17 protein-coding genes and 2 pseudogenes are annotated in these 13,935 nt (G+C 38.3%); 6 read left to right on the top strand and 13 right to left on the bottom strand.

Annotated features, from left to right (window positions below):
• Positions 1-5: 5 nt before the first annotated feature.
• From BGP78_RS02600 to BGP78_RS22580, 3 genes are all read right to left on the bottom strand, one after another.
• The gene (locus BGP78_RS02600) at positions 6-707 is read right to left on the bottom strand and encodes a DUF3313 family protein (protein WP_119859942.1); all 702 of its coding nucleotides are present in this window, start codon (positions 705-707) and stop codon (positions 6-8) included.
• 302 nt (positions 708-1,009) lie between these two features.
• Positions 1,010-1,207 carry a hypothetical protein gene (locus tag BGP78_RS02595; RefSeq protein ID WP_119859941.1) on the bottom strand — a complete coding sequence of 66 codons (198 nt, stop codon included), beginning with the start codon at positions 1,205-1,207 and terminating at the stop codon, positions 1,010-1,012.
• Between the two features lie 329 nt (positions 1,208-1,536).
• Positions 1,537-1,710 carry a hypothetical protein gene (locus BGP78_RS22580; protein WP_182912200.1) on the bottom strand — a complete coding sequence of 58 codons (174 nt, stop codon included), beginning with the start codon at positions 1,708-1,710 and terminating at the stop codon, positions 1,537-1,539.
• Positions 1,711-1,725: 15 nt separating this feature from the next.
• On the opposite strand from BGP78_RS22580, the gene BGP78_RS02590 reads away from it, so the two are divergent.
• Positions 1,726-1,941: a hypothetical protein gene (locus tag BGP78_RS02590; protein WP_119859940.1), complete on the top strand. Its 216-nt coding sequence runs from the start codon at positions 1,726-1,728 to the stop codon at positions 1,939-1,941.
• Positions 1,942-2,061: 120 nt separating this feature from the next.
• Positions 2,062-3,296 (top strand): IS3 family transposase gene (locus BGP78_RS02585; RefSeq protein WP_119859939.1). Its coding sequence is split into 2 segments (ribosomal slippage): positions 2,062-2,413 and positions 2,413-3,296, totalling 1,236 coding nucleotides; the frame shifts between segments, so codons are not numbered across the junction.
• A gap of 84 nt (positions 3,297-3,380) precedes the next feature.
• Here the strand turns inward: BGP78_RS02585 and BGP78_RS02580 are convergent.
• Together BGP78_RS02580 and BGP78_RS02575 are read right to left on the bottom strand one after the other, a co-directional pair.
• On the bottom strand, positions 3,381-3,587 hold the full coding sequence (locus tag BGP78_RS02580) for a hypothetical protein (RefSeq protein WP_119859938.1): 207 nt from the start codon (positions 3,585-3,587) through the stop codon (positions 3,381-3,383).
• 139 nt (positions 3,588-3,726) lie between these two features.
• Positions 3,727-3,942 (bottom strand): hypothetical protein, encoded by a 216-nt coding sequence (locus BGP78_RS02575; protein ID WP_147386055.1) that lies wholly within the window; start codon positions 3,940-3,942, stop codon positions 3,727-3,729.
• A gap of 330 nt (positions 3,943-4,272) precedes the next feature.
• On the opposite strand from BGP78_RS02575, the pseudogene BGP78_RS22830 reads away from it, so the two are divergent.
• From BGP78_RS22830 to BGP78_RS22825, 3 genes and pseudogenes are all read left to right on the top strand, one after another.
• Positions 4,273-4,470 (top strand): annotated as a pseudogene (locus BGP78_RS22830) (IS3 family transposase); the annotation flags it as partial.
• A 308-nt stretch (positions 4,471-4,778) separates the two neighbouring features.
• Positions 4,779-4,925, top strand: coding sequence for a hypothetical protein (locus BGP78_RS22575; RefSeq protein WP_182912199.1), 147 nt, complete (start codon positions 4,779-4,781; stop codon positions 4,923-4,925).
• A gap of 2 nt (positions 4,926-4,927) precedes the next feature.
• Positions 4,928-5,050, top strand: coding sequence for a hypothetical protein (locus tag BGP78_RS22825; protein ID WP_259386114.1), 123 nt, complete (start codon positions 4,928-4,930; stop codon positions 5,048-5,050).
• Between the two features lie 37 nt (positions 5,051-5,087).
• Here BGP78_RS22825 and BGP78_RS02570 read toward each other — a convergent pair whose 3' ends face one another.
• A complete protein-coding gene (locus BGP78_RS02570) occupies positions 5,088-6,401 on the bottom strand; it encodes a hypothetical protein (RefSeq protein ID WP_119859936.1) in 1,314 nt (437 codons plus the stop codon).
• A gap of 506 nt (positions 6,402-6,907) precedes the next feature.
• On the opposite strand from BGP78_RS02570, the gene BGP78_RS02565 reads away from it, so the two are divergent.
• Positions 6,908-7,561 carry a hypothetical protein gene (locus tag BGP78_RS02565; RefSeq protein WP_119859935.1) on the top strand — a complete coding sequence of 218 codons (654 nt, stop codon included), beginning with the start codon at positions 6,908-6,910 and terminating at the stop codon, positions 7,559-7,561.
• 771 nt (positions 7,562-8,332) lie between these two features.
• Here BGP78_RS02565 and BGP78_RS02560 read toward each other — a convergent pair.
• The 7 genes and pseudogenes from BGP78_RS02560 to BGP78_RS02535 all read right to left on the bottom strand — a co-directional run.
• Positions 8,333-8,905 (bottom strand): annotated as a pseudogene (locus BGP78_RS02560) (IS3 family transposase); the annotation flags it as partial.
• A gap of 6 nt (positions 8,906-8,911) precedes the next feature.
• Positions 8,912-10,074 (bottom strand): IS3 family transposase gene (locus tag BGP78_RS02555; RefSeq protein WP_119859933.1). Its coding sequence is split into 2 segments (ribosomal slippage): positions 8,912-9,819 and positions 9,819-10,074, totalling 1,164 coding nucleotides; the frame shifts between segments, so codons are not numbered across the junction.
• 51 nt (positions 10,075-10,125) lie between these two features.
• Positions 10,126-10,353, bottom strand: coding sequence for a hypothetical protein (locus tag BGP78_RS22530; protein WP_147386054.1), 228 nt, complete (start codon positions 10,351-10,353; stop codon positions 10,126-10,128).
• 32 nt (positions 10,354-10,385) lie between these two features.
• Positions 10,386-10,652: a transposase gene (locus BGP78_RS02550; RefSeq protein WP_119859932.1), complete on the bottom strand. Its 267-nt coding sequence runs from the start codon at positions 10,650-10,652 to the stop codon at positions 10,386-10,388.
• A gap of 166 nt (positions 10,653-10,818) precedes the next feature.
• On the bottom strand, positions 10,819-12,468 hold the full coding sequence (gene groL / locus BGP78_RS02545; protein ID WP_119859931.1) for a chaperonin GroEL: 1,650 nt from the start codon (positions 12,466-12,468) through the stop codon (positions 10,819-10,821).
• Positions 12,469-12,515: 47 nt separating this feature from the next.
• The gene (locus tag BGP78_RS02540; protein ID WP_010365634.1) at positions 12,516-12,803 is read right to left on the bottom strand and encodes a co-chaperone GroES; all 288 of its coding nucleotides are present in this window, start codon (positions 12,801-12,803) and stop codon (positions 12,516-12,518) included.
• A gap of 110 nt (positions 12,804-12,913) precedes the next feature.
• A complete protein-coding gene (locus BGP78_RS02535; RefSeq protein WP_119859930.1) occupies positions 12,914-13,420 on the bottom strand; it encodes an FxsA family protein in 507 nt (168 codons plus the stop codon).
• Positions 13,421-13,935 lie beyond the last annotated feature (515 nt).

The following is a 13,935-nucleotide window of genomic DNA, read 5'->3' as shown; positions in this document are numbered from 1 at the left end:
GGCTCCTAATTTTTCGCCATTTTATTGTTCGTCATACCTGTCACAAAATTGTTGATCCAAATATCAAGTATTGCCTTCACAGCCTCAACATTCTCTGCACCATTTGCTTTAACCACTGACTCCAACTGCTTGCTCGCTGTCATCATAAATACCGGTTGTACCCCATTTCCCATATAAAAAGCGGACTCTAAAGACACCGAGGTAACCGCTTCTGTTTGCTCTGTTGCTGCTAAGTAAGCTGTTTTTCCTGCATTATAGACGAGCTTAACTGGCACAAAATCACGCACATCTAATGATGTTTCCTGAAAATCGATATTCGTAAATGCCCCTTTAATCGTCAGTACTTGATCGTTCAGCGTAACTGGCTTATTTGTAACCACTTGATAATAAGACGATAACTTCTTTTTTAACTGAGACTGCATATAATTACTTAGCCGAACAATATGCGACTGATTAACCGATAAAAACTCTGCATTGTCATTCGCTGTTAGCCAAACTTCAAATTTGGGTAAGTAAATAGTGCTAATTTGTTGTAGCTGCGCTTTATCAAATTGGGCTGAGCGATACAGTAAGGTATCTGGATATTCATCGCTTGGTTTTAATAATTCATAATTATCTAAAAACCCTGTTTTCGTATGTTGCAATGAACTACACGCACTCATAAAAAAACACAGCATAAGAGTACATAAAGTACGGCTAGATGGCATAAAATAAGCTCCATTTAAATACAGAAAAACACAGACGCTACAAACACATTGATATCGCTATAATACAAATAATACATGCACTAAAATGCTAATAAATGTAATCGCGTAAGCTAAATTGTAAATATAAAGCTAAGTTAGGAGAAAAAGGGAAAGAAGTCTACGTTAACGTTAAGATTAGTTCGAGACTCATCATTATTTTTAAAGCCTCATCATAAATACATTGATTTGTTTATCTATATAAAGCAGTAACGCCGAGCTACTACTTTATAATTACTTGATTAGTAGATAAAACTAATCTCCTATTACGGCGTGATCACACAAGGTTGACCTGGGCCAGGAGAACTAAAACAATCTATTGAGCATTGTTGTGATTCTTGAGGTGGACAACGGTATGACGCGTAGCTACTACCGCCAGCGATGTTTGGTGTCATGTCTTGTGCTAAAGCTGACTGATCATTTGTTAATGTTTTTAATTGTGTTTTTTTTAATTTAATTTTCATTCTTGTTATTCCTTTATTATGTACTTGGATATGAAAACTTTCATATCCAAGTACATAAAGTACCCATAAAAAATACATAACACAACAAAAAACATACAAACAGTTTAAAAAAACATCTCAGCATAAGAAATTACAGTCTTCAGAAGCTGAAAAATACACCATTCAAAGCTCTGACATTTAATACGACCTGATCATATATAAAAATTTATAGCTCGTATAACTATATGCTTACCTGAAAATAATTAACCTATTCTAGTCTAAAAAGCAGCCCTACCCGAGCTGCCTAAACCTTAGCAAATGACTTAACAGATACCGGTGATATTACAAACTTAATCAGGGCCTGGTGCCGAAAAGCAATCGGCTGAACAAGTTTGTGATTCAACTGGACAGCGATAAGATTGGTAACTGCTACCATCGGCAATATTCGGTGTAATATGATCTGCAATTGCAGTGCTATCTTTGGTCAAGGTTTTTAATTGCGTTTTTGCACGCCCATATTCCATCCGAATGGGGAGCGTATGATAGTCATTAAAGGATACTACGACAGTGATATCGCCACAAAATCAGTGTCTCTAATAGCACTAGGAAACGACCCGTCCATTATTGAACACTCCAACGTCGGAGAAGCAAATGCTGTGCAACAGCCTCATGGAGAATTGATAGCCTACCGTTCTGAAAGCTCTGGTGAAGAGCTAATTTGGTTAACTGATGGGATAATCCCCCCCGAAAAATAATAGAGCCGTCGTATAAGGCGATACTATCGAATGTAAAAAAGCCCAAGCGAAAGCTTAGGCTCTTTTACATGTAGTAAGTGTCTTGTCCTGAAATGTGTTTACACATATAGGACTTATTTTATGAAGAGCACTAAAACTAAAGGCATTAAGCGTACTCAACGAGACTATACATTAGGCTTTAAATTATCCATTGTTGAGCTAGTAGAAAAAGGCGAATTCACGTATAAGCAAGCGCAAAGTCATTACGGCATTCAAGGTCGTAGTACCGTTCTGGTATGGCTGCGAAAACATGGTAAATTAGATTGGTCTAAATCAACTTATATAACCGACATGCCTAAATCGAAAGAAACCCCAGCACAAAAAATTAAACGTTTAGAGCGTGAGATAGAAGACTTACGCCTAAAGGATTTAATCAAAGATGAAATGATTAATATAATGGATGAAGAATATGGAGCGGGCTTGCGAAAAAAGTACATATCCGAGCTATCACGCGCACAAAAGAAAAACAGCAAGTAAAACTTGCTTCGTTATGCCGTGCATATGGCATAACGCGACAAGGTTACTATCAAGCTATACGCAGGATAGGTGCTCGGAATAAAGCATTGGAGCCAGTCAAGGAATTAGTGATGTATTGGAGGCAATTCATGCCTCGTATTGGTGGGAAGAAACTTTACCTGATGATAAAGCCAGAACTGCAAGAGCGTGGTATTAAACTAGGCCCTGATTGTTTTTTTGATTATTTGAGAGAGCATGACTTTCTTGTAAAACCAAAGAAAAATTATACTAAAACAACAAATAGTAACCATTGGATGCGCAAGCATCCCAATTTACTAAAAGAATACACGCCTACAGTGGCCGAGGAAGTCTTCGTTAGTGACATTACCTACGTAAAGTCAGCGCAAGGCGTACATTACCTATCGTTAGTCACTGATGCTTATAGTCGAAAAATAATGGGTTATGAGCTGAGTGATGAAATGAAAGCAACCGATGTAGTCAAAGCATTGGAAATGACGATTAAGCAACGCGTATATAAACGTAATGCCATTCATCACTCAGATAGAGGTTTACAGTATTGCTCTGAAGTATATCAAAATACGCTATTAAAAGAGGGGATTAGGCCATCGATGACCGATAGGTATGACTGTTATCAAAACGCATTAGCAGAGCGTATTAACGGGATATTAAAGCAAGAGTTTCTATTGTATAAATGTTGCAACATCGCAGAGTTAAAACAGCTCGTTGAAGAATCGATATTTATATACAATGAAATACGACCGCACTTAAGTTTGGATATGAAAACACCAAATCAAGTGCATAAAAAAGACCTGGCGCTTTCGCACCAAGTCTTTCATTAAAACCGTCAACCTATTTCAGGACGGGACAAAGACGTAAAATAACTGACTAAAAGACAGCTGTCCCTGAGCCTATTCACGATAAACTTACCAGTTTATCTCTACATAATATGATTCATTTGATAACCAGATGCTTACCCGCTCTACATTGGCTGCAAATAAAGTCAGGGCTTGTTTCAATTTTTTTTCTTCAACCTCATGACTATTAAATACCACACTCACACTTGAAAGTTCTTGTTCACTACTAACTTTCATCGCGTTTGAGATGCGGTTAGTAATTTCATCAATCTGCATATCACATTCTCATCAGTAAACTGTACTTTAAAATCGCTGCTCTAAGAAACCTATTATAGGCACAATTCAAATCCAGCGACACTAAGTTACTAAGTTACTAAGTTCATTACTACCGATTTTTTCATTTTCAGCAATAAAGTTAATATTTTACCTTTTCGAAATAGCGCTTCCCAAAGCCATCACTCTTATTTTTATCAAATTGTGTAGAGCGATACATTAACGTATCTGGATATTCATCATTTAGCTTTAATAATTCATAGCTGTCTAAGAAGCCGGTTTTTGTATGCTGTAACGCTGAATCACTCAAAATAGAGAAAGTATGATACCCCCCATAAACACCACACTTTATAGACAACTCATTCTCCCAAATAAAACCCACCCCCAGCTCAAACGATGTGAAAGGGTCTTAATTTATTGATTGAATCTGGATTTAATTAAGTTTCTAGCTAAAGAGGGCAATATAAGCTCACTACTTTGGCCCTAAATTAAGACATCGTTCATATAAAACCAATTAAGGTACAAGTGAATTTAACTTACATCAACCAACAGTATGAATCGGCCAGTCTTCTCTAGACACTTAATTGCTTTATAATTATGTGTACTAAGGAGAAAAAATGTCTCACCGATTTACAGCAGAATTTAAAATACAAGCGGTGAAACAAGTTACTGAGCACTGTTATTCGGTGGCAAGCGTCGTGTAGCCAAGCTGATGAAGCTAGAAGGCATAAAGGCACAAGTCGGTTATAGAAAACACAAAGGACATTACAGCGGCAAACCAGCAATTGTCGCAGATAACGTGCTAAATAGGCAGTTTACTGTTACTACACCCAACAGGTACTGGGTAACAGACATTACCTACATTCGAACCCAAGAAGGCTGGCTCTAGCAAGCTCTGACATATTCGATTATATCGAAATGTTTTATAACTCTAGACGCAAGCATGGTGAGGCGAATAATATGCCTCCACTGGCTTATGAAAAGTTAGAAGAATTCAAGCAAAGATCTTTCTAGTAAAGACTGGTCGATTCAGAAGATCACTTTAAATATCGATTTTTATGGCAGCTTAATTCAATAAAAACTGTTTTGAACACGATCCCCCCCACTATTTCTCGGATACACCGTTGCATAATCCATTTCGTTAACAGAGGTTTCGATTAACCATTAACTATTTTTTATATAAGGAGTATGCAAATGAACACCGATAAAATCCCAATGGCAATTGAGTCAGCTCGCAGAATTCAAAGTACCATAGCCAAACAAAGTGGCGGAAAAATTGTTAAGAGCTGCCTCGCTACTAAAGCTTTAAGTTCAATGGCTAAAAACAATGGAATCGTATAATTATGGAGCAACATGATATCGACAATCGAGCTAAACAATTAGACCCCGAAAATGATACCTATTGGCAAAGCCGAGGTGAAGATAAGCGTCCTGACGATTGGCAAGAACAATTAAATAACGAGTAGTATGATTTTTCTTCATTGTTCTAGAGAGCTAAGATATCTATATCGATGGCTCTCTTCTTTCAAGTTCAGCTTTTAAATTAACTCGGTAGTAATTAGGGATATTCGACAATACCTTCTTAATAACGATCTCTAAATCTACTTGTTTACAATTTTCTTTTTGAGCTTGACCCAATAACTCACTTACGAGCCTATCTATGCCCATTGCTATTTTGCACATTTCAAAAGTTAAACTGCCACTTTTTTTCTCAGCATATTCATCTATATTTCTCAAAAACGCTTTTAGTTTTTTATTACTAGGCAGGTTTTTGCCGTTTCGCCAGTCCTTAAGTTGTTTATACTGTTTATCTTCTTTTGATTCTCCAAATTCGCCAGGCTCAGCTTCATTTATTTCAATAAAACTTGCCAGTTTACGAAAGCTTGTTGCACTGGCTAATTGGGATAAAGCATCCTTAAACTCTTTTAATATACCAGCGAAACACGTTCTTATGTCATCTTGTGTTGCATAAGCATTTATCGCTTTAGTGATCATACCCAGATCATTTTCAATTTTATCTTGATCTGTTCCATATCTTATACGACAACCGATCTCAAAATGTGTTATCGCTTCCAAATAAAAGTCATAAAAGAGATAAAGATAACACTCGATGAAATCTAACGTTTGCTGCTGAGTTAACTTTCCTCTTTGTTGGTGCTTTAACATTAGCTCAATAATGTTTTCACTAATATCATGTGGTATATAAGGGTTTTTCACCCATAATGATTGTTGAGCTGCCCATGCAGCAGCAATATCATTAGGTTTTAATTTTCCAGCTTTAACATCTTTTTGTACACGTAAAATTAAATCGTCTTCGGTACTACAGCGCTTTTCAATAAAGCTAAATAAGGGGGTGAATTCATCTTTTTTTTCACTATGATAACTTACCCTAAAACCGCTTATCGTTGAAAGCCAACCTCCAGCATTAGATCCTGCTCTATTACTTTTTATAACCCGAGTCATGACTTTTTTACTAGCTAATTTCTCCCAAGGAAAAGGAATATCTTTCAGCCAGTTCATTATTTTGCTTACAGTTCTTAAGCCAACACCTTGTTTAAAAATGGCATATTTATTGGTGGTAGATATTTTTAATGGTTTTTCAAAATACGATTCGAGCAAATCTATGAGTTGCTTTTGATTCGAAATAACACCCAATAGTTCTTGTACTTTACTTATAGGTGGCAAATAAAATGACATTGATTTGATATCACTAATTTTTACTTTATTTTGCTGATCTACACTACCAATTAAGTCCTTATGGAACTTATCAGTTATAGATCGATTTAGATCTAAAGTATTCTCACGTTTTTCTTTCATAAGGTATACACTTCAAAATTACATTTATGTTAATAATACAAGATAGCACTAGGTAACACTGTGAAATTCAACGTGTGGTTAATTATCGCGTTTGAGTGCCTCTCCATACTTTTTATGCCATTGTTCTTATATGGCCCTACCCTAGCTTTTTTGTGTTTTTCCATTTCAAAACAGCGTTATCACTTAACTAAATATTGCCGTCTTCACTCAGAATTAAAGCATGATTACAGGACAACCAATTTCTAATTATCTTCTTCACTGCAAAGCACAGGTAAGAGCATTTGATGGTCACGCAAAGCCTAAGTGTTCAATGGTTTAGGAAACAGCATAAATACGTACGAGGCAAACAGTGCCTATTAAAACCAGTTCTATGCAAACACGCTAACATGACTCGCAACTCACCTCGGCGTAACATTGAAGACAAATATGCAACTATTGAATCCAAAATGTTAGTATTATATAATACTCTTTTACTTGTAATACTCACACAATTTAAGGAATTAATAATGAAAGTGTTTGTTTATATCTTTATCGCTCTATCCCTACTCTTTTCTAACATTGCTCTATCATCAACAGCTAAGTCTATTGATGGGTTAGAAATTAAAGAAGAGCTATTAAAGGTTAAAGCCGTCGAATATGGATTTGATATTGATGTAAATGGTCAATCTATAGGTAAAGCGACGACTCAGCTAGCTGTTGGTGTACCAGCAACAATTACCTTTTTAGATGAAAATAAAAACGAAACTTACCGCATTAGATTAACAGCCGCATTTCATGAAAAGGAATCTACTATTTTCCCTATGGTTAGCCATACAGTACAAGAGAACGCTGGTGGCTCTTGGGTAGAGCTATTAAACGCTGATGTTGCTTATCGTAATGATATCGAAGGGTCAATTATACTTTTCGGAGAAAACTCTACTGAAGTAGCTATTAAAGGAAAAACTTCAACAATCCAAGTTGACCGAAGTGTCATTCAAAAGTTAACTAACATGAGTTGTGATGACAAGCCGTCATTAACTGATGAAATAAGCGACGTGGGGATTTTAGCATCATCAGGTGATTGCTGTGGTGGTGTGTGTTCTACAGGTCAATATTATAAGTGTTGTGGAGCTATTACTTGTTGTGCGTGCGATGCTGGTTGTTGTAGTACAATGCGTTGATATTTGTTCAATCAAAGAATATGTTGTTACTCTCTTTAATAAATATTGGTCAAAATGCAATCACATTCTAAAAACAATTTAATCTGAGTTAAATTGTTTGAAAGGATGTTAACTTGTTCAGTAAATCTCAGGGTTGTTAAGCACAACTCTGAGTATTCTTAGTATCGGTAGTTAAATCAGACTAATACATATTTCAGAATGAAACCCAATGCTTGACACTTTCGATTTAACGTTGGGTTTCATATTTTTAGCAGAGATTTAGGACTAATGAGGGTACTGCTCACTAATTTACGCGGAGAATTAGAGCCCGTTGACGATGTACATGAAAAAGCTTATTCATTTTGTATTGAAACAGCTCTGGTTTAACGAACGTATCAACAACTTAAAAATTCAACGCGTGTTTATGCAAATTATTAACTGTCGCGCTTAAGTACTTTTTTGTTGTTCTTGCATCACTGTGTCACTTCATTTTTGCCAATGCGAATAAATCACAACCTCCTTCAAACAGCAAAGAAACAACTTCGCCCCAGTGATGGATTAATACTTTCTAGTGGTCATATTTACCACTCATAAAGCCATTTGGCTTATCTTTGCGTGAGACAATACACAGGAGCTAGCGGTCATTTTCATGGTACAAACCCAAACTGTAATACTCGCACCAACGACTTATCAGCTTTCCTTAAAACTCGCAGGTAACGATTCACCGTTGAGATGCTTACATTCGGTAAAATTGTAACTCTACCCAATTTAGTGCAGCTCTTTTGTAGAATTTTATGCAGCCTCAAGATAACTAATTGGTGTCATATCACCAAGTGAATCATGGGGTCGTTCATAATTATAAATATCTAACCATTCATCTGTGATTTCACGTACTTCTTGTAGTGACTCAAACAAGTATAAATCTAGCACTTCTTCACGGTAACTTCGGTTAAACCTTTCCACAAAGCCATTTTGATAAGGGCTACCAAGTTTTATAAACTCTAGCTTAATACTGTTTTCCATCGCCCACGTTTCAAGCATAGTGGAAGTAAACTCTGGGCCATTATCTACTCTAATTTGTTTTGGTTTGCCGCGCCAAGCAATGATCTGTTTTAGTGTCCTAATTACTCTCTCAGCCGTTAAACTGGTATCAACTTCAATCGCTAATGCTTGTCGATTGAAGTCATCAAGTACATTCAATGTTCTGAACCGATGTCCATAGCTTAATGCATCACTCATAAAGTCCATTGACTAAGATTCGTTATGTTCTGCTGGGGCACTTAACGGTTCTGGCGCTCTCGTTGGTACACGGCGTTTTCCTTTACGTCTTAAGTTGAGTTTAAGCATGTTGTAAACACGTTCATGTTGTGGTCAACTAATTCCGGACAGTGAATTAAGTTTTTCTTCTGCTACTGCAGGGGCTTTCATATCATTATGACTATGCGGCCTGCTCCAGTTGTAATAGTTCATCAAATAAAAGCTAATATCTTGCTCTGCTTCCTTAAATGAGTTGTAGCCCGTACTTGGAACCCATTCTGTTTTGAGGCTTCTGAATACGCGCTCCATCGGGGAATTATCCCAACAATTACCTCTGCGGCTCATGCTTTGTGTTATTTGATAACGCCATAACCTTTGCCTGAATTTTGTTGAACTATACTGACTGCCTTGATCCGAATGGAACATAACCCCTCTAGGTTTGCCTCTTTGTTCATATGCTCTATCTAATGCTTTGATAGTTAGGGCTGTATCTGGCTTTTCTGACATGGCCCAGCCAATAGCCCGCCTTGCATATAAATCAATTACTACTGCTAAATACGACCACTTCTGACCAGTCCAAATATACGTAATATCTCCACACCATACTTGATTTGGGCTATGCACATCGAACTCTCGATTTAACTGGTTTGGTATATCAGGCCGTTCATTCACCGCCACTTTATATGCGTGTGGCCCCGGTTGTTTTGATATCAGTTGCATATCACGCATCAGTCGTCTGACTTTGAATAAACCAACATCAATACCTAAATCTGCAAGCATTGCTAAGAGTGTGCGACTTCCAGCAGAGCCACGACTAAGCTTAAAGCAAGCATTTAACTGCGCTCTGAGTTCAACCTCATTAGCGTCAATTGTGTTACGGCGGTTTTTGTAGTCATAAAAACTTGAACGAGCAACATCAAAGACACTGCAGACCACCTCTACCGATTCTTGCTCACTTAATTGGTCTATTAACGAATATTGTTCATTTCTTCTGACATTAAGAGAGCTGTAGCCTTTTTTAGTATTGATTTCTCTCGTTCTAAACGATTGATTCTGGCTTCAAGTTCTTGAATCTTTTGTTGCTCTGGAGTCAAAGCTTTGGCATTAGGTGTTTCACCATTTCGCTCAAGTTCAAGTTGTTGAACCCAGCGCCTTAAAGCCGTTTCTCCAACATCTAATGAACGACATGCTTCTTGAAGTGAATAGCCTTGGTCTAAAACTAAACAAGCGGCTTCAAGTTTGAATTCTTTACTAAATGTTCTGCGTTTTTTTGCCATCGGACACCTCTGATTGAGTGGTAATGATACCACCTAAAATAGTGTCCGGAATTATTGAACTACAACATCAACACGCTTCTTATTCCAAGGTTTACCCTTGTTGCGAAGCCTTTTAAATAGTTTGGGCAGCCCCCATCTTTGGTGACGTTCGACCAATGCTAGCAATGCGTCGATAACTTCATGATCTGATGGCCGTTTATGTTTGTAATAAAAAACTGAGCGGCTTAGCCCAGCCACTTCACAAGCAAATGCGACGCTGACGTTAAATTGAGTTCTCAAATGCTCAACCCAAGCTATGCGTCTACTTGTCTTTACAGCTTTTTTGCAATGATATCCTCAAGCATCGAGTGCTTTAAGCTCAGCGTTGCAAACATATCTTTTAGCTTACGATTTTCTTCTTCAAGTTCTTTAAGGCGTTTAACATCAGACGCTTCCATACCACCATATTTTGAGCGCCATTTGTAAAATGTGCTTTGGCCGATGCCATGTTTACGGCAAATTTCAGGCACTGGAATACCTGATTCAGCTTCTTTGATCATGCTGACAATTTGAGTTTCGGTAAACTTGCTTTTTCTCATCGTAAATTTTCCTATCTTAGTTAATGGAAAATTCTACTTATGAACTGTTTCATTTTTTGGGGGAGTTACATTGTGAAACGAGCCGAACAGTTTATGAAAAGTAAAACCCCCGTAAAACAATGCTTTACGGGGGTTTGAAACGTTATGAGTTCCTATAGGAGGATGATTACATCATGCCGCCCATTCCACCCATGCCGCCCATGCCGCCCATATCTGGTGCTGCTGGTGCTGATTCTTGTGGAATTTCTGCAACCATTGCTTCAGTGGTGATCATAAGACCCGCAATCGATGCTGCAAATTGTAGTGCAGAGCGAGTTACTTTAGTTGGGTCAAGAATACCCATTGCAATCATATCGCTGTATTCACCGTTTGCTGCGTTGTAACCATAGTTACCTTCACCACCTTTAACGTTGTTTACAACAACAGAGGCTTCATCACCCGCATTTGATACGATTTGACGAAGTGGTGCTTCCATCGCACGAAGCGCTACTTTAATACCGTGGTTTTGATCTTCGTTGTCACCTAGTAGTTCTGTAAGCTTATTCGCTACACGTACTAGCGCAACACCACCACCTGGTACCACACCTTCTTCAACCGCTGCGCGTGTTGCATGTAATGCATCTTCTACGCGGTCTTTTTTCTCTTTCATTTCAACTTCAGTTGCTGCACCAACTTTAATTACTGCAACACCGCCAGCAAGTTTCGCCATGCGCTCTTGAAGCTTTTCTTTGTCGTAGTCTGACGTTGCTTCTTCAATTTGTGCTTTAATTTGTGAAACACGACCGTCAATTCCGTCTTGCTCACCCGCACCATCAATGATTGTTGTGTCATCTTTGGTGATCACTACGCGCTTAGCAGTACCTAAGTCTTCAATTGTTGATTTCTCAAGCTCTAGACCAATCTCTTCAGAGATAACTGTACCACCAGTTAGAGTTGCGATGTCTTGTAGCATTGCTTTACGACGGTCACCAAAGCCTGGTGCTTTAACCGCTGCAACTTTAACAATACCACGCATGTTATTTACAACGAGCGTTGCCAGTGCTTCACCTTCAAGATCTTCAGCAATAATAAGTAATGGCTTACTTGTTTTAGCAACCGCTTCTAATGTAGGAAGTAATTCACGGATATTAGAGATTTTCTTATCAACTAAAAGGATAAGTGGGCTATCTAACTCAACAGCGCCTTTTTCTGCGTTGTTGATGAAGTAAGGAGAAAGGTAACCACGGTCAAACTGCATACCTTCAACAACATCTAGTTCATTTTCTAGAGATTGACCTTCTTCTACTGTGATAACGCCAGACTCACGGCCTACACGCTCCATTGCATTGGCAATGATTTCACCAATTTCTTTATCTGAGTTTGCAGAGATAGTACCTACCTGAGCAATGGCTTTCGTATCTGCACATGGCACTGATAATGTTTTAAGCTCAGCTACCGCAGCAATAACTGCTTTATCGATACCGCGCTTAAGGTCCATTGGGTTCATACCCGCAGCAACGGCTTTTAAGCCTTCGTTTACGATAGACTGTGCCAATACTGTCGCTGTCGTTGTACCGTCACCCGCTGCATCATTTGCTTTAGATGCAACTTCTTTTACCATTTGTGCACCCATGTTCTCAAACTTGTCTTCAAGTTCGATCTCTTTTGCAACAGATACACCATCTTTAGTGATCACTGGTGCGCCAAATGACTTATCTAAAATAACGTTACGGCCTTTAGGACCTAAAGTTACACGTACTGCGTTCGCTAGCGTGTTTACACCCGCAAGCATCTTTGTGCGTGCGTCGTTTGCAAAGAATACTTCTTTTGCTGCCATGATTAAATTCCTCTAAATTTGAATGCTTTGAAAGTTGAAAAGTAGGATTAGCCTACAATGCCTAAGATGTTGTCTTCACGCATGATCAGGTACTCTTGACCTTCGATCTTTTCAGTTTTTTCAACGTAAGAACCAAACAGGACTGTGTCGCCTGTTTTTACTTCTAGTGCTCTTACTTCGCCATTGTCTAAAACACGGCCGTTACCTACAGCAACCACTTCACCGCGTGTTGATTTTTCTGCAGCAGAGCCAGTTAATACAATACCACCAGCAGATTTTGTTTCTTCTTCAAGACGCTTGATGATTACACGGTCATGTAAAGGACGAATATTCATAAAATTTGTTCTCCTAACAGTTTCTGCATATACAGAAAAAAAGTTAATTTTCAGTTGCCATCATTAATGGGGATGGCATTTTTAAAACCCAAGTAAAAATTGTAATTTTTTTAATCTTTTCGCTGATACTCACCTTCAATGGTGCTTGATTGCTCTTGCACACTCTCGGTTTTATCAAACTGTGATTGTGGTCGCTCGAATGGGTTTTGTTGCGCGTGATGTGAAAAACCACCTTGCTGAGCCGACATTTTGGCATGCATTTGTGCACCCATTTGCTTAACCAAGGCATTTGCCAAATGCACTCGAATAGCAGGTGTTAATAACATAAAACCGATTGCATCAGTCATGATCCCGGGCGTCATCAATAAAACACCGGCAATGATCACGCACAAACCACTAAACAATTCACTGGCTGGCATTTGCCCTTGCGCCATTTGCCCTTGTACATTGGTAAATGCACTGAGACCTTGCTTTTTGACCAACTTAGCACCAATGACCGCAGTCAGCACGACCAATGCAATGGTTGCAAAGCCACCGATAAAATCACTGACTTGGATTAATAAAGCTATTTCTATAATTGGAATGACAATAAACAGCACAAATAAAATACGAAACATACTTTCTCCTAACGCTTATGAAAGATAAATATGGGTGATCAGGTCTCATTTCAAGCCAGCGCAATCCGCTTGGGAATTTTGAGTCAATCCGCTACTATGATCTTGATTTAAATTTCACACATATGATGTCTGTATGATGCCACAATTGTGAGGTTGTTTTAACAAAATGCGCTTATCAGCGCACGTTACTATGTAGACTCACTATATATGTAACTAAAACCACCGTCTGCGGGAACAAACAGCGGGCGATGCGGTCTGCCTAACTAGGCGTAAATAACCTCAGGTTTGGATAAAGGTTTTGGAATAGAAAATGTTTTGAAAACAAACTTAACTACAATCCAATGATGATATTTTGCTCAATACCAAGGCGCTTTTATGCAGTAATAGCGGGCTATTACAAATGAAAGCAACGCCGAGAGTGAGAAAAATAGCTTTATTGGGCAAATTCGCTTATCCAGAGTTGAGGTTAAATAGTAAGTAATACATAAGGGAACAACAATACTGTTGTTCATACA

This window comes from Pseudoalteromonas sp. MSK9-3 (genome assembly GCF_003590335.1).
Taxonomy (GTDB): Bacteria; Pseudomonadota; Gammaproteobacteria; order Enterobacterales; family Alteromonadaceae; genus Pseudoalteromonas.
Note: the sequence above shows the minus strand (reverse complement) of the source record. Positions and strands in the feature narration are given on the sequence as shown.

Coding starts and splice junctions, on each gene's coding strand:
- BGP78_RS02600 (WP_119859942.1), bottom strand. CDS start 707: ATGCCATCTAGCCGTACTTTATGTACTCTTATGCTGTGTTTTTTTATG.
- BGP78_RS02595 (WP_119859941.1), bottom strand. CDS start 1,207: ATGAAAATTAAATTAAAAAAAACACAATTAAAAACATTAACAAATGAT.
- BGP78_RS22580 (WP_182912200.1), bottom strand. CDS start 1,710: ATGGAATATGGGCGTGCAAAAACGCAATTAAAAACCTTGACCAAAGAT.
- BGP78_RS02590 (WP_119859940.1), top strand. CDS start 1,726: ATGATAGTCATTAAAGGATACTACGACAGTGATATCGCCACAAAATCA.
- BGP78_RS02580 (WP_119859938.1), bottom strand. CDS start 3,587: ATGCAGATTGATGAAATTACTAACCGCATCTCAAACGCGATGAAAGTT.
- BGP78_RS22575 (WP_182912199.1), top strand. CDS start 4,779: ATGAACACCGATAAAATCCCAATGGCAATTGAGTCAGCTCGCAGAATT.
- BGP78_RS22825 (WP_259386114.1), top strand. CDS start 4,928: ATGGAGCAACATGATATCGACAATCGAGCTAAACAATTAGACCCCGAA.
- BGP78_RS02570 (WP_119859936.1), bottom strand. CDS start 6,401: ATGAAAGAAAAACGTGAGAATACTTTAGATCTAAATCGATCTATAACT.
- BGP78_RS02565 (WP_119859935.1), top strand. CDS start 6,908: ATGAAAGTGTTTGTTTATATCTTTATCGCTCTATCCCTACTCTTTTCT.
- BGP78_RS02550 (WP_119859932.1), bottom strand. CDS start 10,652: ATGAGAAAAAGCAAGTTTACCGAAACTCAAATTGTCAGCATGATCAAA.
- groL (WP_119859931.1), bottom strand. CDS start 12,468: ATGGCAGCAAAAGAAGTATTCTTTGCAAACGACGCACGCACAAAGATG.
- BGP78_RS02540 (WP_010365634.1), bottom strand. CDS start 12,803: ATGAATATTCGTCCTTTACATGACCGTGTAATCATCAAGCGTCTTGAA.
- BGP78_RS02535 (WP_119859930.1), bottom strand. CDS start 13,420: ATGTTTCGTATTTTATTTGTGCTGTTTATTGTCATTCCAATTATAGAA.